The sequence below is a fragment of the Streptomyces sp. NPDC043726 genome (assembly GCF_056436565.1).
In genome coordinates, this window is sequence record NZ_JBWKCI010000005.1 from 82,901 (window position 1) to 107,715 (window position 24,815).

The following is a 24,815-nucleotide window of genomic DNA, read 5'->3' on the forward strand; positions in this document are numbered from 1 at the left end:
TTCTCACCGCTTCCCGCCGCACTCCCATCCTCTTCTGGAGTCCTCCATGCACGACGAACGCCGACGGATCGAGGAGCGCGCGGAGCGGCTCCACAACCAGCGCGTCAAGCCCGCGGTCTACGCGGCCACCGTCCCGCTCACGGTCGAGTCCTGGCAGGCACCGGGCGAGCCGGTCCCCTTCGAGGAGGCGGCGACGGCCCCGTACGCGCCCTTCGCGATGAACACCCCCTGGGGCCCGCCCTGGGGCACGACCTGGTTCCGGATGCGTGGCGAGGTGCCCGCCGACTGGGCCGGGCGGCGGGTCGAGACGGTCATCGACCTCGGCTTCGTGGGGGACTGGCCCGGCAACCAGGCCGAGGCGCTGGTCCACCTCGCGGACGGAACCCCGCTGAAGGCGGTCAACCCCCTCAACCAGTACGTCCCGATCGCCAACCCGGCGGTGGGCGGCGAGCGGATCGACTACCTGGTCGAGGCGGCCTCCAACCCCGACATCCTGGCCAACGACTTCGCGGGCCCCACCCCGCTCGGCGACGTCCGCACCGCCGGCGACCAGCCCCTGTACACCTTCCGGCGCGCCGACCTCGCCGTCCTCGACGAGGAGGTCTTCCACCTCGACCTGGACCTCCAGGTACTGCGCGAACTCATGCTGGAACTCGGCGAGCACGACCCCCGCCGGCACGAGATCACGCACGCCCTGGACCGGGCGATGGACCTGCTTGACCTGGACGACATCGCGGGCTCCGCTGCCGCCGTCCGGGAGGCGCTGAAGCCGGTGCTGGCCAAGCCCGCGCACGCCAGCGCTCATGTGATCTCCGGCGTCGGTCACGCCCACATCGACTCCGCCTGGCTCTGGCCCATCAGGGAGACCAAGCGCAAGACGTCCCGGACCTTCTCCAACGTCACCGCGCTCGCCGAGGAGTACGAGGACTTCGTCTTCGCCTGCTCGCAGGCCCAGCAGTACGAGTGGGTGCGCGACAACTACCCGCAGGTGTGGGAGCGGATCAAGAAGTCGGTGGAGAAGGGGCAGTGGGCGCCGGTCGGCGGCATGTGGGTGGAGGCCGACGGCAACCTGCCGGGCGGCGAGGCGGTGGCCCGCCAGTTCATCCACGGCAAGCGGTTCTTCATCGAGCACTTCGGCATTGAGACCAAGGGTGTGTGGCTGCCGGACTCCTTCGGCTACAACGCGGCCTACCCGCAGCTCGCCAAGCTTGCCGGCAACGAGTGGTTCCTCACCCAGAAGATCTCCTGGAACCAGACCAACAAGTTCCCCCATCACACCTTCTGGTGGGAGGGCATCGACGGCACCCGGATCTTCACCCACTTCCCGCCCGTCGACACCTACAACGCCCGCTTCAGCGGCGTCGAGATGGCCCGCGCGGTCCGCAACTACTCCGAGAAGGGCGGCGGCACCCGCTCCCTCGCCCCCTTCGGCTGGGGCGACGGCGGTGGCGGCCCCACCCGCGAGATCATGGAACGGGCGCGCCGGCTGGCCGACTTGGAAGGCTCGCCGAAGGTCGTGGTGGAACACCCCGACGCCTTCTTCGCCAAGGCCCGCGAGGAGTACCCCGACGCCCCGGTGTGGGTCGGCGAGCTCTACCTCGAGCTGCACCGCGCCACCTACACCACCCAGGCCCGCACCAAGCAGGGCAACCGGCGCAGCGAACACAGGCTGCGCGAGGCGGAGTTGTGGGCGACGACGGCCGCGCTGCACGCGCCGGGCTACCGGTACCCGTACGAGAAGCTGGACCGGCTGTGGAAGACGGTGCTGCTGCACCAGTTCCACGACATCCTGCCGGGCTCCTCCATCGCCTGGGTGCACCGGGAGGCGGAGGCCGAATACGCCAGAGTGGCCGAGGAGTTGGAGGCCATCACGGCCGAGGCCGTGGCCGCGCTCGGCGCGGGGGAGACCCGGGTGTTCAACACCAGCCCGTTCGCGCGGCGCGAGGTGGTACGGGGCCCCAGGACCGGCTTCGTGACGGTGCCCGCGGGCGGCAGCGCGCCCCTCGCCGACGACCGGCCGAACGGCGAAGTGACCGTGGAGGACCGTGCCCTCGACAACGGCCTCGTCCGCGTCGAGCTGGCCGAGGACGGCACGTTGGCCTCGGTGTACGACCGGCGGGCCCGGCGTGAAGTCCTGGCCGGCCAGGGCAACCTGCTCCGCCTCCACACCGACCTGCCCAACTACTGGGACGCCTGGGACGTCGACAAGCACTACAAGAACCGCTACACCGACCTGCTGGACCCCACGGAGATCACGGTCGTCGAGCGGGACCCGCTGATCGGCGCGATCAAGGTCGTGCGGTCCTTCGCCAAGGGCTCGACCATCACCCAGACGATCACCCTGCGCGCCGACAGCCCCCGCATCGACTTCGAGACCGAGATCGACTGGCACGAGGCCGAGAAGTTCCTCAAGGCGGGCTTCCCCCTCGACATCCGCGCCCCGCACTCCTCCGCCGAGATCCAGTTCGGCCACGTCCAGCGGCCCACCCACACCAACACCAGCTGGGAGGCGGCCCGTTTCGAGGTCTCCGGCCACCGCTGGGTCCACGTGGGCGAACCCGGCTACGGCGTCGCCGTCATCAACGACTCCACCTACGGCCACGACGTCTCCCGCACGGTCCGCGAGGACGGCGGCACGACCACCACGGTCCGGCTCAGCCTGGTCCGCGCCCCGCGCGTCCCCGACCCCGAGGCCGACCAGGGCAGGCACCGCCTCACCTACGCCCTGCTCCCCGGCGCGAGCATCGAGGACGCCGTCGCCGAGGGCTACGCCCTCAACCTCCCGCTGCGCGTCGCGGACGCGGCCGGCGCACCCGAGCCCGTGGTCTCGGTGGACGGCGAGGGCGTGACGGTCGAGGCGGTCAAGCTCGCCGACGACCGGTCCGGGGATGTCGTCGTACGGCTCTACGAGTCCCGCGGCGGCCGCGCCCGGGGCGTCCTGCGCACCGGCTTCCCGCTGGCCGGAGCCCAGATCACCGATCTGCTCGAACGCCCGCTGTCGGAGGCGGAGTTCGCCGAGAACGCCGTACCCGTCGAACTGCGCCCGTTCCAGATCCTGACCCTGCGTCTGGCGAGGAGCTAGCCGTGCCGATACAGCCCTGGTTCACCGACGCCAAGCTGGGGATCTTCGTCCACTGGGGGATCTACGCCGTGGACGGCGTCCAGGAGTCCTGGTCCTTCTACGACGACCACGTCCCCTACGACCGGTACATGTCCCAGCTCGGCCGCTTCACCGCCGAACGGTACGACCCGCGCGCGTGGGCGCGGCTCTTCGCCCGCGCGGGCGCGAAGTACGCGGTGCTCACCAGCCGCCACCACGACGGGGTGGCCCTGTGGGACACCGCGTACGGCGACCTGGGCCTCGGCAAGGACTACCTCGGCCCGTACGCCGAGGCGCTGCGCGAGGAGGGACTGAAGGTCGGCCTCTACTACTCGCACTCCGACTGGAGCCACCCCGACTACGCCTCCACCCGCAAGCCGGGACGCCCGCCGGAGCAGGAGGACAACCGCTACTCCGAGGTGGCCGCCGGGTCCGAGGACCTGGCCGCCTGGGAGCGCTACCTCGCCTACCGGGACGGCCAGCTCCGTGAGCTGACCTCCCGCTACCGCCCCGACCTGCTGTGGTTCGACGGGGAGTGGGAGCGCAGTGAGGAGCAGTGGCGCATCCCCGAACTGGCCGCGCTGATCCGCTCCGAGGTGCCCGACGTCGTCTTCAACGCCCGCATGCTGAGCGAGGGCGACTACGCCACCCCCGAGCAGGGTGCCCCGGTGATCCCGCCGGACGGGCCCTGGGAGCTGTGCCTGACGATCAACGACTCCTGGGGCTTCCAGCACCACGACCACAACCACAAGTCGCTCGCCCAGCTGATCCGCTACTTCACCGAGACGATCGGCGGGGGCGGCAATCTCCTCCTCGACGTCGGCCCCCGTGAGGACGGCACCATCCCGGCCGAACAGGCCGAGCGCCTCGAAGGGCTCGGCGACTGGATCGCCCGGCACTCGGACGCCGTGTACGGCACCGGGCGCGGGCTGCCCGCCGGGCACCACTACGGGCCGAGCACGCTCTCCGCGGACCGGCGGACCCTGTATCTGACGCTGTTCGACATCCCGCGCGCCGAGACCGGGGTGCGCGGACTGGTCAGCGGGGTGCGCCGGGTCACGGTCCTCGGCAGCGGCCGGGAGCTGCCCCACCGGGTCGTCGGCGGACTCCACGAGGCCCCGGGCGTGCTGTGGATCGACCCGCCCGCGACGGCGGACCTCGACCCGTACGCCACGGTCCTCGCGGTCGAACTGGACGACGAGCTGCGGCTGTACCGGGGGTCCGGACGGTCCTGATCGAGGAGAGGTTGCCCCACAAACTCCTAGGAAGTTTTAAGGAAGCGGTAAAGTGCCAGGTCATGGCCGGAATCCCGGCCTCCGCGGTCCTGGCGCTTTGCCTCCCGGACACCTGCAGTTCGCCTTCTGCCTCTGGGATGCGGAGGAAAGCGTAGGAGAAAGGTGTGGCGGTGCGAGACTCGCGCAAGTCTGTGATCGGCAAGGGGCTCAGGCGTCGGGGCAGGCTGATGATCCAGGCGGTGAGCCCGCCGCGCCGCACGCTGGACGCCATTCCCGCGCCCCGCACGGAGGCCGAGCCCAAGGAGCCGTCCTACGTCGCCCCGCTCGCCCCGCGCCTGGTCGACTCCCCGGTGTTCGTGCTGTCCTCGGTGCGCTCCGGGTCGACCCTGCTGCGGGTGCTGCTGAACAGCCACAGCCGGATCCGCGCCCCGCACGAGATGCATCTGCGCACGGTCCACGTCCAGCTCGCCCGCAGCTTCACCGCGGACGCGATGAAGGCGCTCCAGCTGGACAAGACCGAGCTGGAACACCTGCTGTGGGACCGGGTGATGCATCTGGAGCTGACCCGCAGCGGCAAGGACGTCATCGTCGACAAGACGCCGCCGAACACGCTCATCTGGCCGCGGCTGCACCGATGTTGGCCGAACGCCCGGTACATCCTGCTGCTGCGGCACCCGGGCGCGATCATCGCGTCCCTGACCGACCGCCGCAAGGACCCCGACCACGCCGAGATCCTCGCCGAGGTCTTGGGCTACTCCGAGAAGCTGGAAGAGGCGCGCCAGACCCTGGACGCCCACGTGGTGACGTACGAGGAGCTGACCGCCGAGCCGGAGCAGGCCACGCGCGCCATCTGCGCGTACCTCGGCGTCGAGTGGGAGAGCGGCATGCTCGACTACGGCACCAAGGACCACGGCAAGTTCCGCCCCCAGCTCGGGGACTGGTCCAGCACCATCAAGTCGGGCAGGATCCAGCCCGCCCGCACCGCCGACCCCACGGTCGAACTGCCGCCGCGCCTGCGGGAGATCGCGAAGGCGTGGGGGTACGAGACCTAGGCGCCCCGGCCCCCCACGCCCTCAAGGCCCCGCCAGGCGGTGGCGACGTCGTCCAGGTGGTGGCGCCGCCGTCGACGCCGAGGTACACATAGCTGCTCCGCGCCCAGCCGCTGAGCGTGTACGCGGTGTGGGGCTGGACCCGCAGGGTCTGGCTGCACTCGGCCGGCGGCCTAGAGCGGCAGGGCCTGACCCGTCCTCAGCTCAACCGGGCTCATCGGCGACGGTACTTGCGGCAGGGCCTCCGTCCGCTGCTGCGGCAGCGACGCTCCGCACAGCGGCCGCGGTCCCGCGACCACCGTGTAGTCCTGCCCCAGGAACGGCGGCACGACCTCGCCGGGGTCCTCGCCGAGCGCCAACTGCACAGCGGCCCAAGGGGCGTTGATCCCGCACAGTGACAGCTGGTGCAGGCCGCCCGCGGGGCGTGTGTTGACATCCATCAGCACCGGCCGGTCGCCGAACATCCGGAACTGGATGTTGGACAGGTAGTGCAGCCCGAACCCCTCGGCGATCGCCCGCGCGGGCGCCAGCCACTGCTCGTGCAGCGTGAACCCGCGCCGGCGGCCGTTCTTCGTACGGCCCACCGCCATCCGGATCCGGTTGTCGGGACCGGTGAGGCAGTCCACCGACACCTCCGGCTGCTCCAGCCGCGGCATGACCAGCCAGTCGACCTGCTCCTCGGCCTCGGCGAGCGCGTCCAGCACCAGATCCAGCGGGACGTACGGGCTCGGGAAGCCGTTGAGGTGCGTGAGCGAGAAGGGGGCGCGCGTGATCACGCGGAAGCCCACCCCGCCCGCCCCGGACGCCGGCTTGAAGCACGCCTTGTGCCCGCCCGCCTCCAGTTCCTCCACCGCGGCCACCAGCTCGTCGGCGCCGCGCACCCGCCACCACGGCGGCACCGGCACGCCGATCGCCTGGACCGCCTCGTAGGCGATCACCTTGTCGTGGAAGACGGCCACCGCCTCCGGCGGCGGCGCCAGCAGCGCCGTACCGGCCGCCTCGAACTCGGCGCGGTGCGCGACCACGGCCGCCTGGTGCAGCCGGGGCACGAACACATCGATCCCGCGCCGGGCGCACTGGTCGAGGGCGTACTCCACGTACGCGGCCGGGGACAGGCCCTCGGGCTCCAGATCGGCGGTGTCGGCGGCGGCCAGTACGGGCGAGTCGGCGTCCCCGTGCGTCGCATGGATCTCCACCGCGCGATCGCTGGGATTTCGGCGGAGCTGATCCATGAAGAACACGTTCTCCGCGTACGTGCGGTTGAGCCAGACGCGTACGCGAGAGACCATTCAGGCCGCCTTTCACGGTTCGCGGGCACGGCGAAGCAGGCCGGGCCCGGCCAGGTGGGTTGGAGGTACACCAAACCGCCCCGTGCGAAGGGAAGTTCATGGCGGTGGTGTTGGGGCGATCATACGGCCCCGCCGGGGCCTCGCGTGCAACATGCGTGTTACGGATTCTCCGATCATGCTCACCCGGATCATGAGGCCCCCAGGTCCCGCTCCCGACACGGCCGCGTCGGGCGCGAACCCGCCTTGTACCCGAACCGCGAATGTGTTCTCGTGGTGCTTTCCACGCGCGGAGGGGGACAAGAGGTGACGTCGACGGTCGGCGGTGCCGGACAGCTGCTGGCCATCAGTGACCTGCACATCGGCTACGAAGAGAACCGCTCCTTAGTCGAGAAGATGCGCCCGGAGACCGACGACGACTGGCTGGTGGTCGCCGGCGACGTCGCGGAGACCGTGGCCGACATCCGATGGGCGCTGCACACGCTTGCCGGACGCTTCAGCAAGGTCATCTGGGCCCCGGGCAACCACGAGTTGTGGACCCACCCGAGGGACGCCGTCACCCTGCGTGGCGTCGCCCGTTACGACTATCTGATCGCCCTGTGCCGGGAGCTCGGTGTGATCACACCGGAGGACCCCTACCCGGTCTGGGACGGCCCCGGCGGCCCCGTCGCCGTCGCCCCGCTCTTCCTGCTCTACGACTACTCCTTCCTGCCGGAGGGCTGCACGACCAAGGAACAGGGACTGCGGTACGCGCAGGGCACCGGAATCGTCTGCAACGACGAGTACCTGCTGCACCCCGACCCCTACCCCTCCCGCGAGGCCTGGTGCCAGGCCCGGGTCGCCGAGACCGAGCGCCGCCTGGCCGCCCTGCCCGACGATCTCCCCACGGTCCTGGTCAACCACTACCCCCTCGACCGGCACCCCATGGAGGTCCTCTGGCACCCCGAGTTCGCCATGTGGTGCGGCACCTGCCTGACCGCGGACTGGCACCGCAGGTTCCGGGTGGAGACCATGGTCTACGGCCACCTGCACATCCCGCGGACCACCTTCCACGACGGCGTCCGCTTCGAGGAGGTGTCGGTCGGCTACCCGCGCGAGTGGCGCAAGCGCCCGGAACCGCCGGGCCGGCTGCGCCGGATCCTGCCCAGGGAGGTCGGGGCCCCGTGATCGAGGAGCTGCTGCCGGACTCGGTGGTGAGCGTGGAGGCGTACGGCGAGCAGGACCCCTCCGCGGTGCTCTACCCCGAGGAGGCGGTCGTCGTCGCGCGGGCGGTGGACAAGCGCCGCCGCGAGTTCGCCGCCGTACGGGCCTGCGCCCGCCGGGCCATGGAGAAGCTCGGGGTGCCGCCGCAGCCGCTCCTGCCCGGCGACCGGGGCGCCCCGCGCTGGCCGGAGGGCCTCGTCGGCAGCATGACCCACTGCGACGGCTACTGCGCCGCCGCAGTGGTCCGCGCCGCCGACCTGGCCTCCGTCGGCATCGACGCCGAACCCGACGAACCGCTCCCGCCCGGAGTGCTGGCCGCCGTGTCCCTGCCCGGCGAGGCCCAGCGGGTCCGGCGGCTGACGGCCGAACACCCCGGGATCCACTGGGACCGGCTGCTGTTCAGCGCCAAGGAGTCCGTCTACAAGGCGTGGTTCCCCCTCACCGGCAAGTGGCTCGAGTTCACCGAGGCCGACATCGACCTCTTCCCCGACACCGGCGGCCGGTCCGGCGGCGGCTTCAGCGCCACGCTCCTGGTCCCCGGGCCCCTGGTGGGCGGCCGGCGCGTCGAGGTCTTCGAGGGCCGCTGGACGGTCGAACGCGGCCTGGTCGCCACCGCGGTCGCCGTACCGCACACCTGAGGCTTCCCGGGGCTCTCAGCGGACGAGGCGTCTCATGGCTCGGGGCACCAGTGCTGCAGCAGCCGGAAGAACTCCTCCTCGTTGCCCGTGAGCCCCGCGTCCGCCAGCGCCCGCTCCGCCTCCGCGAGCACCACGGGCGGCACCACGGGTGGTCGTTCCTCGCCCGGCGGGCCTCCGGCGGCGTCGAAGGCGGCCCGCACGGTGTGCAGCAGCCGTAGATACGCCTGCACGGCGATGCGTTCGCGGTCGGTCAGTACGGCGGTGGGCATCGGTCGGCTCTCCCCGAAGTCGGCGTCATCTGTCCCGCCCCGCGAAAGGGGGCGCACCACCAGCTTGCCGCCCACCACTGACAATCGGGTCGGACCACTCGCCGGTTCGCCCACTCAGCGCACGTCGGAGGTGCTCAGGCCTGCGGTCCCCGGTAGCCGAGCGAGGCCTCGATACGGCCCGCCAGATGGTCCTTCTGGACCGGACCGCGCAGCGCCGAACCCGCGAGCCAGGTACGGCACTTGCTGGCCAGCAGCAGCCCGAAGCTCTCCGCCTCCTGCTCGTCCGTCAGGTCGAACCGGCTGCGCGCCGCCACCTGCCGTACCGTCGCCTCCAGCTGGGCGTCGTCCTGGAGCAGCCGGGCCGCAACCGACGCGCCCTCGACGGGGTGGCCGTGGTGCCCCGCCTTCATGTGCCACAGCTCGTGGCCGAGGATCACCAACTGATGGTCGGGCGCGGTGCGTTCCTCGATCACGACCAGGTCCTGGTCGGCCATGTCGAGCCACAGCCCGCTCGCGGTGCCGGGCGGGAAGGCGGCCGTGCGGAAGCGGACCGGGCGGCCGCGGCGTCTGGCCATCGCGGCGCAGAGCGCGCCGTACAGGTCCGCCGGGCGCGCGGGAGCGGGAAGCTCCAGCTCGCCGACCAGTTCGCCGCACAGGCGGTGCATGTCCCTACGGATGCCCACAGTCCTCTCCCGGGTCACGACTCGGGCCGCTTGACGCTCTCCAGGAGCATGTCCAGCCACTCGGCGACCTTGTCGCGGTGCTGGTCGGTGGGCAGCTGCGCGGCCCGCCAGGCGATCCCGCGCACACCGTGGTCCTGCAGCAGCCGCTCCAACGGGTCCTCGGCGGTCACGGCCGCCTCCCGTTCGGCGAGCTGCTGGAGGAGTTCCTGCTCCGTGCGCTGGAGGGCGCCCGCCAGCGCCTCGGGGTCCTCGGCGGTCAGGAAACCGGCGTGCACCCGGAAGAAGCGCTGGATGGCGTCGCAGTGCTCCATCGTGGGGCGCCGGTCGCCGTTGATCAGGGCGCCCGCCTGCTGCCGCGACATGCCCGCCCCGTCGGCGATCTCCTGCTGGGTGTACTTGCGCCCGTTGGGCTTGAGCCGGGTGCGCCGCAGCAGGTCCAGACGCTGCAGGAAGCGAGCCTGCACATCGGGTTCGCCCGCGGGGCGGCCGCCGAGCAGCGCCCTGACCACGGGCTCGGGAACACCGGAGGCCACGGACAGCCGACCGATCGCGAAGACCTCGGTGTGCGGTACGCCCAGCCGGTCGGCGAGCGCGGTCACGCGAGCGACGACGGCCGGCAGTGCCGCCGTCCCCGTGGCGCCCGGACCCTCGAAGCCACCCGTCACCGACAGAACTCCTACGTCTCTCACCGTCTTCTCACCAGCGGTCGCGTGTGAACTTCCCGGAGAGTAGCGGGTGGTTCGAACTCACATCCAGGTCTCGCCACAACTGTGGCCAATTTCAGCCGTCAACCGGCATGAAATGCCACGATAGTTGACACGCCTTGCGTCGGGGCAGCAGGATCGGGGCGCCGCGTCAAGGCCGCACAGGCAAGAGGGGTGACCTCCCGATGGCATATCAGGCAGGAGGGCAGCGATCGGCACCGCGACCCGTCCCCGAGAATCCCGAGGCCCAGGCCTACCTCCAGGACTACGCCAGCCTGCTGGAGGCCGTGTCGTTCCCCTCCGTCGTGCTCGACCACCGCTGGGACGTCGTCCTGGCCAACACCGCTTTCGCGTCACTCTTCCGTGGCGTGGGCCCGCATCCGACGGCCATGCCCGGTGACAACTTCCTGCGGTTCGTGCTGTTCCACCCGGACGCCGCCACCGTCCTCGGCGACCACGAGGCCGCCTGGTGCCTGCCGATGCTGGCGAACTTCGCCGCCGCGCTGGAGCGGCTCGGCCACGACCACGGCCTGCAGTCGATCCGCCGGGACATCGCCCAGGACCCGATCATGGAGGCGGCCTACCGGCACGGCCTGCCGCACTGGATCCGCACGGTCGGCGAACAGGCCCTGGCCCACGACGGCGCCGTACGGCCGCTGCTGCACCCGGACCCGCGCTGGGGCGCCACCGACTGCCGGATCGTCGACGAGACCCCCGGTGTCCTGAAGGACCTGGGCTGCACGCGGATCACGCTGGTGCTGCGCGACGCGCGCCGCCCGGCGCACCCCGCGCGCCGAGCGGGGCGTCCGCGTCGCACGGCGGCCCACCTGAGCGTGGTGCCCGCCTCCGAGGCCTGACGGGCACCGTCGGCGTTCAGGTCGCCGACGGCGCCGCGTCAGGCCGGGGCGGGGGCGGCGGGGCCTCAGCCCGCGAACTCGGCCATCCACGCCTCGACCTCGTCGACCGAACGCGGCAGCGCCGCCGACAGGTTCTCGTGGCCCTCGGCCGTCACGAGTACGTCGTCCTCGATCCGCACCCCGATGCCCCGCCACTCCTCAGGCACCGTCAGATCGTCGGGCTGGAAGTACAGGCCCGGCTCAACGGTGAGCACCATGCCCGGCTCCAGTACGCCGTCCACGTACTCCGTGTTACGGGCCTGGGCGCAGTCGTGGACGTCCAGGCCGAGCATGTGCCCGGTGCCGGCCATGGTGAACCGCCGTTGCAGGCCCAGCTCGTAGGCCCGTTCGGCGGGGCCCTCCATGAAGCCCCACTTCACCAGCCGTTCGGTCAGCGATCGTTGGGCGGCTTCGTGGAAGTCGCGGTAGTGCGCGCCCGGCCGCACGGCCGCCATGCCCGCTTCCTGGGCCTCGAACACGGCCTCGTAGACCTCGCGTTGGAGAGGGCTGAAGGTGCCGCTGATCGGGAGGGTGCGGGTGATGTCCGCGGTGTACAGGGTGCGCGTCTCGACGCCCGCGTCGAGCAGAAGGAGCTCGCCCGGGCGGACCGGGCCGTCGTTGTCCTGCCAGTGCATGATCGTGGCGTGCTCGCCGGCCGCGCAGATCGAGCCGTAGCCGACGTCGTTGCCGTCGACGCGGGCGCGGCGGAAGAAGGTGCCCTCGATCCAGCGCTCCGAGGTGGCGGCCGCCTGCGACAACTCCCGTACGACATCGGTGAAGCCGCGGACCGTGGCGTCCACGGCCCGGCGCAGCTCGCCGATCTCCCAGGCGTCCTTGACCAGCCGCAGCCCCGAGACCGCCTCCTCCAGGGCCTCGTCGCCCGCCTCGTCGGTGGTGACGACGGCCTCCAGCGCCGGGTCGACCCCGCGGATGATCCGGGTGGGCGCGGGGGAGGCCTGGGCGAGATCGTCCGCGATCGTGCGGATGTCGCGGCACGGCAGGCCCAGCACCAGCTCGGACTCGGCGAGGGTGCGGCGGCGGCCCATCCACAGCTCGGCGGTGTAGCCGGACCAGAACTCGTCACTGTCCCTGCTGTCACGGGGGAGTTGATAGCAGTGCGCGTCATGGCCGCCGTCCGGGCGGGGCTCCAGCACGAGGGCGCCGTCGCGGGCCCGGTCGCCCGTCAGGTGCACATAGCCGGTGTACGGGCGGAACGGGTAGTGCGTGTCATTGGAGCGCGTCTTGAGGCCCCCGGAGGGCACGATGAGGCGCTCTCCCGGGAAGAGCGCGGACAGCGCGGCGCGGCGGCGGGCCGCGTAGGGCGCCTGCTCGGTCGGCTTCAGGTCCCTGCGCTCGGTGTCGGCCCAGCCCGTGCGCATCAGCGCGGACAGTTCGTCGGAGATTCCTCGGTACAGACCGTTCTTGCGGCCCTTCGCCACGTCGGGCACCTCATTCCCTGAGTGTGGTGGCGTGTGGTGGCATTCCCACCGCTAGAAGTATGTGACATAGTACTGCCGTGAGCAAGGGACTGACCTGCGACGTCGTGGTCGTCGGCGCCGGGATGACGGGCGCCGCCTGCGCCCTGTACGCCACCCGGGCCGGACTCGACGTCGTCGTGGTCGACCGCGGTCCGGTGGCCGGCGGCACCACCGGCGCCGGGGAGGGCAACATCCTCGTCTCCGACAAGGAGCCGGGCCCGGAGCTGGAACTCGCGCTGCTGTCGAACCGACTGTGGGCCGAACTCGCCGAGGAGTTCGGACGGTTGATCGAGTACGAGGCGAAGGGCGGCGTCGTCGTCGCCTCGACCTCGGACGGGCTCACGGCTCTGGAGCGGTTCGCCGACGCGCAGCGCGCCGCCGGCGTCGCCGCCGAGACCGTCGCGGGAGACGGGCTGTACGAGCTCGAACCCCATCTCGCCCCCGGCCTGCCCGGCGCGGTGTTCTATCCCCAGGACCGCCAGGTCATGCCCGCCCTGGCCGCCGCCCACCTCCTCCGGGCCTCGGGAGCGCGCCTGTTCACGGGCCGGACGGTGACGGACGTCCTCACCACGCCCGACGGCGCGGTGCGCGGGGTGCGCACGGACCGTGGTGAGATCCACGCCCCGGCGGTCGTGAACGCGGCCGGCACCTGGGGCGGCGAACTCGCCGCGCTCGCGGGCGTCGGGCTGCCCGTCCTCCCCAGGCGCGGCTTCGTCCTGGTCACCGAACCCCTGCCGCAGCGGGTCCGGCACAAGGTGTACGCCGCGGACTACGTGGCCGACGTCGCCAGCGACTCGGCCGCCCTCCAGACCTCGCCGGTGGTGGAAGGCACCGCCGCGGGGCCGGTGCTGATCGGCGCGAGCCGGGAACGGGTCGGCTTCGACCGCTCCTTCTCGCTGCCGGCCGTACGGGCACTGGCGGCGGGGGCTACCCGGCTGTTCCCGTTCCTGGCCGACGTCCGGGCCATGCGCACGTACCTCGGCTTCCGGCCGTACCTGCCCGACCACCTGCCCGCCATCGGGCCCGACCCGCGCGTCCCCGGCCTCCATCACGCCTGCGGGCACGAGGGCGCGGGCATCGGACTCGCCACCGGCACCGGCCACTTGATCGCGCAGGCCCTGACCGCGAAGCTCCCCGACCTCGATCTGACCCCCTTCCGTCCCGACCGCTTCCCCGCTGTTGCCGATGCCGATGAGGAGACCGCGTGAAGTCCCCACAGGAGCTGGCCGACGCCCGGCCGGGCCCCTCGTTCCCGGTCACCCTCGACGGCCGGGAGATCGACGCCCTGCCCGGACAGACGGTGGCCGCCGCACTCTGGGCGGCCGGGGTCACCTCTTGGCGCACCACGCGCGGCGAGGGCCGTCCGCGCGGTGTCTTCTGCGGCATCGGCGTCTGCTTCGACTGCCTGGTCACCGTCAACGACCGCCCCAACCAACGCGCCTGCCTTGTGCCATTGCACCCGGGCGACGCGATCCGCACCCAGGAGGGGACGGGCCACGATGACTGAACGACCACGTCTCGCCGTCGTCGGCGCGGGGCCCGCGGGGCTCGCCGCGACCGTCGCCGCCGCCTCGCTCGGGGTACGGGTCACCCTGATCGACTCGGCACCGGAGGCGGGCGGACAGTTCTACCGGCAGCCCGCGGCGGAGCTGGACGCCCGCCGCCCCGAGGCGCTGCACCACCAGTGGCGCACCTGGGAGCGGCTGCGCGACGGCCTTCACGCCCACGTGGCGTCCGGTGCCGTGCGACACATGACAGATCACCACGTCTGGTTCGTCGAGCGCCGGGACACCGGCTTCACCGTGCACGCCCTCCACGGCCCGGAGCAGGCGGACCCCGCCGAGGTGCGCGCCGACGCCGTGCTGCTGGCCACCGGCGGCTACGAGAAGGTGCTGCCCTTCCCCGGCTGGACGCTTCCCGGTGTCGTCACGGCGGGCGGCGCCCAGGCCCTGCTCAAGGGCGGCCTCGCGGTGTCCGGCCGGACCGCCGTCGTCGCCGGGACCGGACCGCTGCTGCTGCCGGTGGCGACCGGGCTCGCGGCGGCCGGAGTCCGGGTGGCCGCGCTCGTGGACTCCGCCGACCCCCTGGCCTTCGTACGCCGGTCCCGCGCACTCCTCGCCGAACCCGGCAAGCTCGTCGAAGGCGCCGGGTACGCGGCCCGGCTGCTCCGGCACCGGGTGCGGACCCTCGCCCGGCACACCGTGGTCGAGGCGCACGGCGCCGAGCGGCTGGAGGCGGTCACCGTGGCGGCGCTCGACGGCGACGGGCGGGTCAGGCCCGGCACCGAACGCCCTATCCCGTGCGACACCCTCGCCGTCGGCCACGGCATGCTGCCCCACACCGACCTCGCCGAGACCCTGGGCTGCCGCCTCGACGGACTCTCCGTGCACGTCGACGACGAGCAGCGCACCGATGTGCCCGGCGTCTGGGCCGCGGGGGAGACCACCGGGATCGGCGGCTCGGCGCTCTCCCTGGCCGAGGGACACATCGCGGGCCGGTCCGCCGCCGCCCGACTGCACGGCACGGCGCCCGACCCGCGCTCATGGGCGGCGGCCGCGGGGACCCGGGCCCGGTCGCGGGACTTCTTCGCCGCGCTCGACACCGTCTACGCCCCGCCCGCCGAGTGGACCTCGCTGATCACCGACGACACCGTGGTGTGCCGGTGCGAAGAGGTCACCGGTGGGACCGTCCGCGAGGCCGTCGAGGAGCTGGGAGCCGGTGACGCGCGCACTGTGAAGCTGCTGACCCGGGCCGGGATGGGCTGGTGCCAGGGGCGGGTGTGCGGGCCGGCGGTCGCGGGGCTCGCCGGGTGCGCGCTCACGCCGTCGCGGCGGCCGTTCGCGCGGCCGGTGCCGCTCGGGGTGCTGGCGCGGGCCGGGGAGACCGACGGCGACTGACCCTTCGTCCCTCTTGCTTCCGCCCTCTTGCTTCCGCCCTCTTGCTTCCGAACAGTAAAATGTCACACTCCATCGAGGTGAGCACCGTATGACCACGACCGACCACCGCCCCTGGCGCGGCGTCCTCGTCGCCACCGCCCTGCCGCTGCGCGAGGACCTCTCCGTCGACCACGAGGCCTACGCCGAGCACTGTGCCTGGCTCGTCGAGAACGGCTGCGACGGCGTCGTGCCGAACGGCTCGCTCGGCGAGTACCAGGTCCTCACCCCCGAGGAGCGAGCCAAGGTCGTCGAGACCGCCGTGGCCGCCGTCGGCGGCGAACGCGTGATGCCCGGCGTCGCCGCCTACGGCTCCGCCGAGGCCCGCCGCTGGGCCGAGCAGGCACGCGAGGCGGGCTGCGCCTCCGTGATGCTGCTGCCGCCCAACGCCTACCGCGCCGACCGGCGTTCGGTGCTGGCCCACTACGCCGAGGTCGCGAAGGCGGGCGTGCCCGTCGTGGCGTACAACAACCCCATCGACACCAAGGTCGACCTGGTGCCGGAACTCCTCGCCGAACTGCACGCCGAGGGGTACGTCCACGCGGTGAAGGAGTTCTCCGGCGACGTCCGCCGCGCCTACCGCATCGCCGAACTCGCCCCCGGACTGGACCTGTTGATCGGTGCCGACGACGTCCTGCTGGAGCTGGCGCTGGCCGGCGCCAAGGGCTGGGTGGCGGGCTACCCGAACGCGCTGCCGCGGGCGAGCGTCGAGTTGTACCGCGCGGCCGTCGCCGGGGACCTGGAGACCGCCAGGAAGCTGTACGCGCGCCTGCACCCGCTGCTGCGCTGGGACTCCCAGGTCGAGTTCGTGCAGGCCATCAAGCTGTCCATGGACATCGTCGGCCGGTACGGCGGTCCCGTGCGCCCGCCGCGTGTCCCGCTGCTGCCCGAGCAGGAGGAGGCCGTCCGGGCCGCCACGGAGCAGGCCGTCGCGGCCGGATTGGCGTAGGGGCCATGCGCAGTCAACTCGTCCTGCACGCCGTCGACTCGCACACCGAGGGCATGCCCACCCGGGTGATCACCGGCGGGGTCGGCACCATTCCGGGCGCCACGATGAACGAGCGGCGGCTGTACTTCCGTGAGCACCGCGACCACATCAGGCAGTTCCTGATGAACGAGCCGCGCGGGCACTCGGCGATGAGCGGCGCGATCCTCCAGCCGCCCACCCGGCCCGACTGCGACTGGGGCGTGCTCTACATCGAGGTCTCCGGCTATCTGCCGATGTGCGGGCACGGCACGATCGGCGTGGCGACCGTCCTGGTGGAGACCGGCATGGTCGAGGTCGTCGAGCCGGTCACCACCATCCGGCTCGACACCCCGGCGGGGCTGGTGGTCGCCGAGGTGGCGGTGGAGGGCGGGGCCGCGAAGGCGGTCACCCTGCGGAACGTGCCGTCGTTCTCCGTCGCCCTCGACCGCAAGATCACACTGCCCGACGGGCGCACGGTGACATATGACCTGGCCTACGGCGGCAACTTCTACGCCATCCTGCCGCTGGAGGAATTCGGTCTGCCCTTCGACCGCACCCGCAAGGACGACATCCTGAAGGCGGGCCTGTCCCTCATGGGGGCGATCAACGCGGAGGCGGAACCGGTCCACCCCGAGGATCCCTCCATCCGCGGCTGCCACCACGTCCACCTGTACGCGCCCGGTGCCACGGCACGCCATTCACGGCACGCCATGGCCATCCACCCGGGCTGGTTCGACCGCTCGCCCTGCGGCACCGGCACCAGTGCGCGCATGGCACAGTTGCACGCGCGCGGCGAGCTGCCGCTGCACACCGAGTTCGTCAACGAGTCCTTCATCGGCACCCGGTTCACCGGCCGGCTCCTCGGCACCACCGAGGTCGCCGGGCACCCGGCTGTCCTGCCCAGCTTCACCGGCCGGGCCTGGGTCACCGGGACCGCGCAGTACCTGCTCGACCCGGACGATCCGTTCCCGGGTGGCTTCGTGCTCTAGGTCGGCGATAATGGCACGTAACGTGTGACATTGCATTCGCTAGGAGACATCCGTATGCCCGCCCAGTCCGTCGGCGCCCCCTCCCTGCCCACGCTGGGCGGCAAGAAGCCCAGCTACCGCGAGCGGGTCGCCGACGCCCTGCGGGCCGCGCTGATCGCGGGCGAGCTGCTGCCGGGCGAGGTGTACTCGGCGCCGGCCCTGGCCGTCCGCTTCGGCGTCTCGGCCACCCCGGTGCGTGAGGCCATGCTCGACCTCGCCAAGGAGGGCCTGGTCGACACCGTGCCCAACAAGGGCTTCCGGGTCACCGAGGTCTCCGAGAAGCAGCTCGACGAGTACAAGCACATCCGCGCGCTGATCGAGATCCCCACGGTGGTGGCGCTGGCCGGTACCGCCGACCCGGTCTCGCTGGAGGCGCTGCGCCCGGCCGCCCGCGAGATCGTGCAGGCCGCTGCGGCCGGTGACCTCATCGCGTACGTCGAGGCCGACACCCGCTTCCACCTCGGTCTGCTCGCCCTCGCCGGGAACGCCCATCTCGTCGAGGTCGTCGGCGACCTCCGCAGCCGTTCCCGCCTCTACGGGCTCACCGCCCTGGTGCAGGCGGGCCGGCTGCTCGCCTCCGCGGAGGAGCACCTGGAACTCCTCGACGCGCTGCTGGCCCGCGACGAGCACGCGGTGCACGAGGTCATGACCCGGCACCTCGGGCACGTCCGGGGCCTGTGGGCGGCGAAATAGGGCGAGATGGGCCGCCTGGCAGGGTTCAGTGAGGCGGCGGCGCATCCGCCTTCGTGACCTGTGTCCCACGCTTCGCCGCCTGGATCTGCTCGTACACATGGGTCCTCAGCTCGGCGAAGCGCGGCGCCACCCGGGTGTGCAACTGGTCCCGCTCGTCGGGCAGATCGACCTTCAGCTGCTCCTGGACGACCGTGGGGGAGGCGGACAGCACGACCACCCGCTCGCCGAGGTAGACGGCCTCGTCGATGTCGTGGGTGACGAACAGGATCGTGATGCCCCGCTCCCGCCAGAGCCGCCGGACCAGGTCCTCCAGATCGGCGCGGGTCTGCGCGTCGACCGCGGCGAACGGCTCGTCCATCAGCAGCACCCGCGGCTCGTAGGCCAGCGCCCGGGCGATGGCGACCCGCTGTTGCATGCCGCCGGACAGCTGCCAGGGATACGCTCCCTCGGCGTCCGCGAGACCCACCGACTCCAGCGCGTCCCGCACCAGCTCCCGGCGCCGGGCCTTGTCCAAGTCCTTTTGCTTCAGGGGAAGTTCGACGTTCTGTCCGACCCGCATCCAGGGAAACAGGCTGCGGCCGTACTCCTGGAACACGAACGCCATGCCGGGCGGCGGCCCGGTCACCTTGCGTCCCTCCAGCAGCACCTCGCCGCCCGTCGGCGCCAGCAGACCGCCCATGCACTTCAGCAGGGTGGTCTTGCCGCAGCCCGACGGGCCGACGAGACAGACGAGTTCGCCCGCGTCGACGGTGAAGGTCAAATCGCGCACCGCCTCCACGCGCCGCCCTGATCCCTCGTACACCTTCCGCAGGCCGCGGACGTCGAGCATGGGTTGCCCTTTCAGGAGGCTCACGGGGACCGCCGGGTGGAGGCGCGCAGGCCGTGGTACCAGCCGAGGACCCGCCGTTCGACGAGTTGGAACACGACGGAGAGCAGGAAGCCGAGCAGCCCGAGGACCAGGATGCCGGTCCACATGTCGGGGATGGCGAAGCTACGCTGGAACTGCACGATGGTGAAGCCGAGGCCGTTGCTGGCGGCGAACATCTCGCTGATGACCATCAGGATGATCCCGATGGACAGTGCCTGGCGCAGCCCCGCGAAGATCTGCGGGCTCGCCGAGGGCAGCACCAGATTCCGCAACCGGGCCGGGCCCTTGATGCCGTACGACCGTGCCGTCTCGGTCATCACCGGGTCCACCGCCCGTACGCCCTCGACGGTGTTGAGCAGGACCGGCCAGACGCAGCCGCTCGCGATCACCGTCACCTTCATGGTGTCGCCGATGCCCGCGAACAGCATGATGACCGGCACCAGTACCGGCGGCGGGACCGCCCGCAGGAACTCCAGGACCGGCTCGCACACCGCCCGCACCCGCCGGTAGGAGCCGATCACCGTGCCGAGCCCCACGCCCACCACGGCGGCGAGGACGTAACCCCCGGTCAGCCGCAGCAGGCTGGGCAGTACGTCGTCCTTGAGCCGGTCGCCGGTCCAGACGTCCGGGAAGGTCTCCAGGATCGTCCGCAGGGGCGGCCAGTACACGTCCGTGCTGTCGTCGGAGGCCACCCACCAGACCGTGACCAGCACCGCCGGCAGGGCGAACACGAAGGCGAGACGCAGCAGGAACAGTCTCACACCGCCACCTCCCCGCGCACCGACTGATGCCAGGCCAGTGCACGCCGTTCCACCGTTCGCGCGCCCACGTTGATCAGCAGCCCCAGCAGCCCGGTGACCACGATCAGCGCGTACATCTCCGGTACCGCCTGCGAGTTCTGCGCGATCGCGATGCGTGCACCCAACCCCGGTGCCCCGATGACGAGTTCGGCGGTGATGGCGAGGATCAGCGCGACCGCCGCCGCCAGCCGGACCCCGGTCATGACGTACGGCAGCGCGGTCGGCCACAGCACATGCCGGATCCGCGCCCAGGTGCCGAGACCGTACGACCGTGCCGTCTCGTCGGCGACCGGGTCGACGTCCTGGACGCCGTAGAGCACCTGGATCAGTACCTGCCAGAACGAGGCGTAGACGACCAGCAGGAGGACCGAGCGCAGTTCGGTGCCGTACAGGAGGACCGCGAGCGGGATCAGGGCGACCGAGGGGATCGGGCGCAGGAACTCGATCGTGGAGGCGGTGGCCTCGCGGAGGTACGGCACCACCGAGATCACCATACCCGCCGTGATTCCCGCGCAGGAGGCGATCGCGAGGCCCAGCGCCCAGCCGGCGAGGGTGTCGCCGAGCGCCGACCAGAAGGCGGAGTCGGCGAGTTCGGTGGCGAAGGCGTCGGCGATCTCGCTCGTCGGCGGGAAGTACGCCTCCTTGACCAGGCCGAGCCGCGGCACGACCTCGCCCAGGGCGAGGAAGACCGCGAGCCCGGCCGCACCGAGTACGACGTTCAGACCCTTCACGAGAGCAGCTTGTCCAGGTCCGGAGTGGTCTTGAACAGCCCGTCCTGCTCGCCCAGTTGCATGAGCTTCTCGATGGCGGCGCGGTTCGGGTCGGCCGGCCACTTCGGCAGGGTGACCTGCTCCAGCACCGCGGCCGGGATCTTGGTGTACGTGGTGACGATCTGCCGGACCTCGTCGGGGTGGGCGTCGGCGTAGGCGAGGGACTCGGCGGTGGCGTCCTGGAACTTCTTCACCACCTCCGGGTTCTCCTGCGCGTACTGGGTGGAGGTGAAGTACATGGCCACCGTGAGGTTCGGGGCCACGTCGACGAGGGACGAGGCGATCTCGGTGCCGCCCTGGCTCTTGACCGTGGCGAGCGCGGGCTCGACGACCATCGCCGCGTCGATCTGGCCGGCGTCGAGTGCGGCGGGCATCTGGTCGAAGGCCAGCTCGACGAACTGCACCTTGTCGGGGTCGCCGCCGGCCTTGCGCACGGACTCGCGTACGGCGGTCTCGTTGATGTTCTTCAGCGTGTTGACGGCGACCTTCTTGCCCTCGAGCTCCTTCGGTGACTTGATCGCGCTGTCCTTCTTCACGGTGAGCGCGCCGAAGTCCTTGCCGTCCTCGCCGGTCGAGGCGATCCCGTTCGCGATGGCCTTCACGGGAACGCTGTTCGACTGGGCGATCATCAGCGAGGTCATGTTGCTGAACCCGAACTGGTACTGCCCGCTGACGACGGCGGGCACGATCGCCGCGCCGCCCTGAGCGGTCGTCAACTTCAGTTTCAGGCCGTGCTTTTCGTAGAAGCCCTTGTCCTGCCCGAGGTAGACGGGCGCGACGTCGACGATGGGGATGAGCCCCACCGTGACCGTGGTGACGCCGCCCGAGGAACCCGCCCCGTCCGACGAACCACCGTCGTCGGACGAGCCGCAGGCCGTCAGGGCGAACAGGAACGTGCCGGCCGTGAGACCGGCGAGCAGACGACGCATGACTCCTCCTGTGCAGACAACGGTGTTCCGACAGGCTGTGCGTTGACCGCACAGTAGTGCTCAACTGCGCACAGCGGGAAGGTAGAGCCCGGTACCGATCAGGTCAACCAGTTTCGCTGACAAAATTGTTGACACATCAGGAGGCGACTATGCCCGAGCCGGACCGCGCACGCCACTTCGTGAACTCCTTCGCGCACGGCCTGGCCGTCGTCCGGTCCTTCGACGCCGAGCACCCCACGCGCACGCTCAGTGAGGTCGCCCGCGACTGCGGACTGACCCGCGCGGCGGCCCGCCGGCTGCTGCTGACCCTGGCCGACCTCGGCTATGTCCACCAGGACGGACGCCAGTTCAGGCTCACCCCGCGGGTGCTGGAGCTCGGCTACTCCTACCTCTCCAGCTTCACCCTGCCCGAGCTGGCGGAGCCCCACCTGGAACAACTGGTGGGCCTGGTAAGGGAGTCGTCCTCACTCTGCGTGCTGGACGGCGATGACATCGTCTATGTCGCCCGTGTGCCCACCACCCGCATCATGACCGCGGCCATCACGGTCGGTACCCGCTTCCCGGCCCATGTCACCTCGGTGGGCCGGGTGATCCTGGCGAATCTCACGGAGCAGGAGATCGACACTCGTCTGGCCCGGGCCGACTTGAGTCCGCTGACCCCGCGCACCCTGTGCGAGCCGGACGCCTTGCGCGCGGAGCTGCGAAGGGTGCGTCGCCAGGGCTACGCGATCGTCGACCAGGAACTGGAGTTGGGGCTGCGCTCGATCGCCGCCCCGGTCCGGGACCGAGGCGGCGAGGTGGCGGCGGCGGTGAACATCGCGGTGCACGCGGGCCGCAACTCCCTGGAGTCCGTACGCCGTGACCTGCTGCCGCCGCTGCTGGACACGGTCGCCCGGATCGAGGCCGACCTCAGGGTCACAGATCCAGCACGAGCCTCTTCCCCCGGCACCGGGACACACAGATGAGCATGGTCTCCCCGGCCGCCCGCTCGGCCTCGGTCAGTACCGAGTCCCGGTGGTCCGGGGTGCCTTCGAGGACGTCGGTCTCACAGGTGCCGCAGGTGCCCTCGGTGCAGGAGTAGAGCACCTCGACACCGGCGGCGCGCACGGTGTCGAGCACGGAGACCCCGGGCGGGACGGTGAGGGTACGGCCGCTGCGGTTGAGGACGACCTCGAACTCGACTTCTCCTTGGGCCTGTTGCTGCTTCGGCTGGAACCGCTCGACGTGCAGGATGTCGGCCGGGCAGCGCTCTTCCACGGCGTCAAGGAGCGGCCCTGGACCGCAGCAGTAGACGAGGGTGCCGTCCCGCAGGTCGTCCAGGTCGGACAGGTCCAGCAGCCCGGTCTCGTCCTGCGGCGCGAGCGTCACCCGGTCGCCGTGGCGGCGGAGTTCGTCCGTGAACGCCATGGAGGCGCGGCTGCGACCGCCGTACAACAGCGTCCACTCGGCGCCCGCCGCCTCGGCCGCCGCGAGCATGGGCAGGATCGGGGTGATGCCGATGCCGCCGGCGACGAAGAGGTAGCGGGGTGCGGGGAGGAGTGCGAAGTGATTGCGCGGACCGCGCACCTCGATCTTGCCCCCCGTCTCCAACTGCTCGTGCACGAAAGCGGATCCACCCCGCCCGTCCGGTTCCCGCAGCACCGCGATCCGCCAGGCGGAGCGGTCGGCGGGGTCGCCGCACAGGGAGTACTGGCGCTCCAGGCCGGGCGCGAGGAGGAGGTCGATGTGGGCGCCGGGAGTCCAGGCGGGCAGCGGTTCGCCGAGGGGGTGCCGCAGGGTGATGGCGACGACCCCATCAGCGGCGAACTCCTGCTCCTCGACCACGAGTTCGTTCATGACCCGTGCCCCTCGGGGTGGGCGAGCATCCACTCCCACATCTCGACCGGGTCCTCGGCGGTGTGCTCGGTGCCGCAGTGGCAGGTGCCGTGCAGGACGTCGGTGCCCGGGACCCAGTCGATGCGGTAGATCTCGCCGGTCGGCGCCGTCACAGTGCCTTCTCCCCGGGCTTGTCGCCCTCCTCGACCAGCCGGGCGAGGATGCGGCGCGCGGCCAGACCACCGGTGTCGATGTTGATGCTCAGCTCCTGGTAGCCGTGCCGTTCGGTGCCGAGGGTGCGCTGGAGGAGGTTGAGCGCGGTGACGTCCTGCATGACGACGGTGTGGTTGTTGCTCCGCAGGAACTCGGTGACCTCGGCGTCCTCGGTCGCCCAGTCCCGGGACACGGCCCAGAAGTCGTACACCTTGCCGTCGCCGGAGGGGGTGATGGCGTAGGTGATCTCGGTGTGGAACCCGCCCGGATCGCTGCCGTCCGCCTCCGGAAGCACTCCGACCGGCGCGACCCTGCTGTGCAGCAGGTACAGACAGGGCGCGTGGTACTCGATGTCCTGCCAGCGCATGATCCGGCCCTCGATGCCGGTCGACTTCGCGTAGAACGGCGGGCATTCGGCGTCGTCCATGTGCCGGCTCACCCGCACGATCCCGGCGCCCTCGTCGACCTCCGTGGTGATCGGCGTCTCGGCGACCTCGGGGGTGCCGATGTAGCCGCCGTGCAGGTAGGTCTCGTGGGAGAGGTCGAGGAGGTTGTCGACGAGGAGGCCGTAGTCGCAGTCGATGGGCTCCATGCCGCGGACGGTGGTCCAGCCCGGGGCGTCGAGGTGCCGGGCTCGCGGAACGCTCTGCGGGTCGGCGAGGGCGGGATCCCCGATCCACACCCACACCAGCGAGTCCCGCTCGACGACGGGGTAGGAGGCGACGCGCGCGGTCCGGGGTACGCGTTTCTGCCCCGGCACGTACACACACGTCCCGGTCGTGTCGTACGTGAACCCGTGGTACCCGCACACGATCCGGTCCCCGTCGAGCCGCGTCGGCGCCTCGGACAGGGGGTACCGGCGGTGCACACACCGGTCGTGCAGCGCGACGGCCGTGCCGTCCTCCTCGGTCCGGTAGAGGACGAGCGGCTCCCCGAGAACCGTCCGGCCGAGCAACTCCCGCCCGACTTCCTGGGTGTAGGCGGCGACGTACCACTGGTTCCTGGCGAAGGCGGTCATGTGGGGCATGGCGGCTGGCTCCCGTCTCTGGGTCGTGGCGACATCGTCGGGACGGGGGTCACGGGGCCGCAATACCTCTTCCGTCTGACGGAAGAGGAAGGGGAAACTGCCTGGTCAGAGCTGGTGCTCGTCTGTGGGAGAGGAGTGAGGAGTGTGCTGAGCGGGCGACCTGGCGTCGTGGGCGAACTGGATCTAGTGCCGCAACAGGCGACGTTCGTCCCGGGCGGTCTGCGACGATGG

The 24,815-nt window shown here is 71.5% G+C and carries 25 protein-coding genes; 13 read left to right on the forward strand and 12 right to left on the reverse strand.

Translation table 11 applies throughout. The annotated features are described in order from the left end of the window. Positions 1 to 46: 46 nt before the first annotated feature. From AC068Z_RS15965 to AC068Z_RS15975, 3 genes are all read left to right on the forward strand, one after another. A complete protein-coding gene (locus AC068Z_RS15965; protein ID WP_478555514.1) occupies positions 47 to 3,082 on the forward strand; it encodes an alpha-mannosidase in 3,036 nt (1,011 codons plus the stop codon). Between the two features lie 2 nt (positions 3,083 to 3,084). After that, positions 3,085 to 4,335, forward strand: a complete 1,251-nt coding sequence (locus AC068Z_RS15970) for an alpha-L-fucosidase (protein WP_478555516.1) — start codon at positions 3,085 to 3,087, stop codon at positions 4,333 to 4,335. A gap of 170 nt (positions 4,336 to 4,505) precedes the next feature. After that, the gene (locus AC068Z_RS15975; RefSeq protein ID WP_478556337.1) at positions 4,506 to 5,387 is read left to right on the forward strand and encodes a sulfotransferase family protein; all 882 of its coding nucleotides are present in this window, start codon (positions 4,506 to 4,508) and stop codon (positions 5,385 to 5,387) included. 170 nt (positions 5,388 to 5,557) lie between these two features. Here the strand turns inward: AC068Z_RS15975 and AC068Z_RS15980 are convergent, their stop codons facing one another. Beyond that, the gene (locus AC068Z_RS15980; protein ID WP_478555518.1) at positions 5,558 to 6,673 is read right to left on the reverse strand and encodes an ATP-grasp domain-containing protein; all 1,116 of its coding nucleotides are present in this window, start codon (positions 6,671 to 6,673) and stop codon (positions 5,558 to 5,560) included. A 303-nt stretch (positions 6,674 to 6,976) separates the two neighbouring features. On the opposite strand from AC068Z_RS15980, the gene AC068Z_RS15985 reads away from it, so the two are divergent. Both AC068Z_RS15985 and AC068Z_RS15990 read left to right on the forward strand, forming a co-directional pair. After that, positions 6,977 to 7,837, forward strand: a complete 861-nt coding sequence (locus tag AC068Z_RS15985; RefSeq protein ID WP_478555520.1) for a metallophosphoesterase family protein — start codon at positions 6,977 to 6,979, stop codon at positions 7,835 to 7,837. Continuing rightward, positions 7,834 to 8,511, forward strand: a complete 678-nt coding sequence (locus AC068Z_RS15990) for a 4'-phosphopantetheinyl transferase family protein (protein ID WP_478555522.1) — start codon at positions 7,834 to 7,836, stop codon at positions 8,509 to 8,511. The genes AC068Z_RS15985 and AC068Z_RS15990 overlap by 4 nt, the downstream gene beginning before the upstream one ends. 32 nt (positions 8,512 to 8,543) lie before the next feature. Here the strand turns inward: AC068Z_RS15990 and AC068Z_RS15995 are convergent, their stop codons facing one another. The 3 genes from AC068Z_RS15995 to AC068Z_RS16005 all read right to left on the reverse strand — a co-directional run bounded on the left by AC068Z_RS15995 (position 8,544) and on the right by AC068Z_RS16005 (position 10,128). After that, entirely contained in the window at positions 8,544 to 8,780 is a 237-nt protein-coding gene (locus tag AC068Z_RS15995; protein WP_478555524.1) for a hypothetical protein, read from the reverse strand. Between the two features lie 134 nt (positions 8,781 to 8,914). After that, positions 8,915 to 9,445: a toxin-antitoxin system, toxin component gene (locus tag AC068Z_RS16000; RefSeq protein ID WP_478556339.1), complete on the reverse strand. Its 531-nt coding sequence runs from the start codon at positions 9,443 to 9,445 to the stop codon at positions 8,915 to 8,917. Positions 9,446 to 9,477: 32 nt separating this feature from the next. Then, positions 9,478 to 10,128 (reverse strand): helix-turn-helix domain-containing protein, encoded by a 651-nt coding sequence (locus AC068Z_RS16005; RefSeq protein WP_478555526.1) that lies wholly within the window; start codon positions 10,126 to 10,128, stop codon positions 9,478 to 9,480. A 224-nt stretch (positions 10,129 to 10,352) separates the two neighbouring features. Here AC068Z_RS16005 and AC068Z_RS16010 point away from each other — a divergent pair, with 224 nt between their 5' ends. Next, entirely contained in the window at positions 10,353 to 11,024 is a 672-nt protein-coding gene (locus AC068Z_RS16010) for an MmyB family transcriptional regulator (RefSeq protein ID WP_478555528.1), read from the forward strand. 65 nt (positions 11,025 to 11,089) lie between these two features. On the opposite strand, the gene AC068Z_RS16015 is transcribed toward AC068Z_RS16010, so the two are convergent. Continuing rightward, on the reverse strand, positions 11,090 to 12,502 hold the full coding sequence (locus AC068Z_RS16015) for an aminopeptidase P family protein (protein WP_478555530.1): 1,413 nt from the start codon (positions 12,500 to 12,502) through the stop codon (positions 11,090 to 11,092). Positions 12,503 to 12,579: 77 nt separating this feature from the next. Here AC068Z_RS16015 and AC068Z_RS16020 point away from each other — a divergent pair, with 77 nt between their 5' ends. The 6 genes from AC068Z_RS16020 (at position 12,580) to AC068Z_RS16045 (ending at position 18,162) form a co-directional block, all read left to right on the forward strand. After that, positions 12,580 to 13,749, forward strand: a complete 1,170-nt coding sequence (locus AC068Z_RS16020; protein WP_478555532.1) for an NAD(P)/FAD-dependent oxidoreductase — start codon at positions 12,580 to 12,582, stop codon at positions 13,747 to 13,749. Further along, positions 13,746 to 14,048, forward strand: coding sequence for a (2Fe-2S)-binding protein (locus tag AC068Z_RS16025; RefSeq protein ID WP_478555534.1), 303 nt, complete (start codon positions 13,746 to 13,748; stop codon positions 14,046 to 14,048). Before AC068Z_RS16020 ends, AC068Z_RS16025 begins: the two co-directional genes overlap by 4 nt. Further along, positions 14,041 to 15,438 carry an FAD-dependent oxidoreductase gene (locus AC068Z_RS16030; RefSeq protein WP_478555536.1) on the forward strand — a complete coding sequence of 466 codons (1,398 nt, stop codon included), beginning with the start codon at positions 14,041 to 14,043 and terminating at the stop codon, positions 15,436 to 15,438. Before AC068Z_RS16025 ends, AC068Z_RS16030 begins: the two co-directional genes overlap by 8 nt. 88 nt (positions 15,439 to 15,526) lie before the next feature. Further along, on the forward strand, positions 15,527 to 16,423 hold the full coding sequence (locus AC068Z_RS16035) for a dihydrodipicolinate synthase family protein (protein ID WP_478555538.1): 897 nt from the start codon (positions 15,527 to 15,529) through the stop codon (positions 16,421 to 16,423). 5 nt (positions 16,424 to 16,428) lie between these two features. Next, positions 16,429 to 17,430 (forward strand): proline racemase family protein, encoded by a 1,002-nt coding sequence (locus AC068Z_RS16040; protein WP_478555540.1) that lies wholly within the window; start codon positions 16,429 to 16,431, stop codon positions 17,428 to 17,430. Positions 17,431 to 17,484: 54 nt separating this feature from the next. Beyond that, a complete protein-coding gene (locus tag AC068Z_RS16045; protein ID WP_478555542.1) occupies positions 17,485 to 18,162 on the forward strand; it encodes a GntR family transcriptional regulator in 678 nt (225 codons plus the stop codon). A gap of 25 nt (positions 18,163 to 18,187) precedes the next feature. Here the strand turns inward: AC068Z_RS16045 and AC068Z_RS16050 are convergent, their stop codons facing one another. From AC068Z_RS16050 to AC068Z_RS16065, 4 genes are read right to left on the reverse strand one after another with little or no spacing between them, the layout of a single operon-like run. Further along, a complete protein-coding gene (locus AC068Z_RS16050; RefSeq protein WP_478555544.1) occupies positions 18,188 to 18,991 on the reverse strand; it encodes an ABC transporter ATP-binding protein in 804 nt (267 codons plus the stop codon). 20 nt (positions 18,992 to 19,011) lie between these two features. Then, complete coding sequence (locus AC068Z_RS16055; protein WP_478555546.1) at positions 19,012 to 19,791, reverse strand: ABC transporter permease; 780 nt, start codon at positions 19,789 to 19,791, stop codon at positions 19,012 to 19,014. Next, positions 19,788 to 20,561: an ABC transporter permease gene (locus AC068Z_RS16060; RefSeq protein WP_478555547.1), complete on the reverse strand. Its 774-nt coding sequence runs from the start codon at positions 20,559 to 20,561 to the stop codon at positions 19,788 to 19,790. The genes AC068Z_RS16055 and AC068Z_RS16060 overlap by 4 nt, the downstream gene beginning before the upstream one ends. Then, entirely contained in the window at positions 20,558 to 21,529 is a 972-nt protein-coding gene (locus tag AC068Z_RS16065) for an ABC transporter substrate-binding protein (protein ID WP_478555549.1), read from the reverse strand. Before AC068Z_RS16065 ends, AC068Z_RS16060 begins: the two co-directional genes overlap by 4 nt. A 149-nt stretch (positions 21,530 to 21,678) precedes the next feature. On the opposite strand from AC068Z_RS16065, the gene AC068Z_RS16070 reads away from it, so the two are divergent. Beyond that, complete coding sequence (locus AC068Z_RS16070; RefSeq protein ID WP_478555551.1) at positions 21,679 to 22,494, forward strand: IclR family transcriptional regulator domain-containing protein; 816 nt, start codon at positions 21,679 to 21,681, stop codon at positions 22,492 to 22,494. Here the strand turns inward: AC068Z_RS16070 and AC068Z_RS16075 are convergent. Genes AC068Z_RS16075 through AC068Z_RS16085 form a run of 3 tightly spaced genes read right to left on the reverse strand, consistent with a single transcriptional unit; the run spans position 22,445 to position 24,584 of the window. Beyond that, a complete protein-coding gene (locus tag AC068Z_RS16075) occupies positions 22,445 to 23,365 on the reverse strand; it encodes a PDR/VanB family oxidoreductase (protein WP_478555553.1) in 921 nt (306 codons plus the stop codon). The genes AC068Z_RS16070 and AC068Z_RS16075 overlap by 50 nt on opposite strands. After that, on the reverse strand, positions 23,362 to 23,517 hold the full coding sequence (locus AC068Z_RS16080) for a hypothetical protein (protein WP_478555555.1): 156 nt from the start codon (positions 23,515 to 23,517) through the stop codon (positions 23,362 to 23,364). The genes AC068Z_RS16075 and AC068Z_RS16080 overlap by 4 nt, the downstream gene beginning before the upstream one ends. Further along, complete coding sequence (locus AC068Z_RS16085; protein WP_478555557.1) at positions 23,514 to 24,584, reverse strand: Rieske 2Fe-2S domain-containing protein; 1,071 nt, start codon at positions 24,582 to 24,584, stop codon at positions 23,514 to 23,516. Before AC068Z_RS16085 ends, AC068Z_RS16080 begins: the two co-directional genes overlap by 4 nt. Positions 24,585 to 24,815: the final 231 nt, after the last annotated feature.

Bases quoted from the DNA above. Each gene is read 5' to 3' on its own strand.
- AC068Z_RS16035 (WP_478555538.1), top strand. From the start codon at position 15,527: ATGACCACGACCGACCACCGCCCCTGGCGCGGCGTCCTCGTCGCCACC.
- AC068Z_RS16070 (WP_478555551.1), top strand. From the start codon at position 21,679: ATGCCCGAGCCGGACCGCGCACGCCACTTCGTGAACTCCTTCGCGCAC.
- AC068Z_RS16065 (WP_478555549.1), bottom strand. From the start codon at position 21,529: ATGCGTCGTCTGCTCGCCGGTCTCACGGCCGGCACGTTCCTGTTCGCC.
- AC068Z_RS16010 (WP_478555528.1), top strand. From the start codon at position 10,353: ATGGCATATCAGGCAGGAGGGCAGCGATCGGCACCGCGACCCGTCCCC.
- AC068Z_RS16040 (WP_478555540.1), top strand. From the start codon at position 16,429: ATGCGCAGTCAACTCGTCCTGCACGCCGTCGACTCGCACACCGAGGGC.
- AC068Z_RS16045 (WP_478555542.1), top strand. From the start codon at position 17,485: ATGCCCGCCCAGTCCGTCGGCGCCCCCTCCCTGCCCACGCTGGGCGGC.
- AC068Z_RS16030 (WP_478555536.1), top strand. From the start codon at position 14,041: ATGACTGAACGACCACGTCTCGCCGTCGTCGGCGCGGGGCCCGCGGGG.
- AC068Z_RS15980 (WP_478555518.1), bottom strand. From the start codon at position 6,673: ATGGTCTCTCGCGTACGCGTCTGGCTCAACCGCACGTACGCGGAGAAC.
- AC068Z_RS16000 (WP_478556339.1), bottom strand. From the start codon at position 9,445: ATGCACCGCCTGTGCGGCGAACTGGTCGGCGAGCTGGAGCTTCCCGCT.
- AC068Z_RS15995 (WP_478555524.1), bottom strand. From the start codon at position 8,780: ATGCCCACCGCCGTACTGACCGACCGCGAACGCATCGCCGTGCAGGCG.
- AC068Z_RS16085 (WP_478555557.1), bottom strand. From the start codon at position 24,584: ATGCCCCACATGACCGCCTTCGCCAGGAACCAGTGGTACGTCGCCGCC.
- AC068Z_RS16075 (WP_478555553.1), bottom strand. From the start codon at position 23,365: ATGAACGAACTCGTGGTCGAGGAGCAGGAGTTCGCCGCTGATGGGGTC.
- AC068Z_RS15965 (WP_478555514.1), top strand. From the start codon at position 47: ATGCACGACGAACGCCGACGGATCGAGGAGCGCGCGGAGCGGCTCCAC.
- AC068Z_RS16050 (WP_478555544.1), bottom strand. From the start codon at position 18,991: ATGCTCGACGTCCGCGGCCTGCGGAAGGTGTACGAGGGATCAGGGCGG.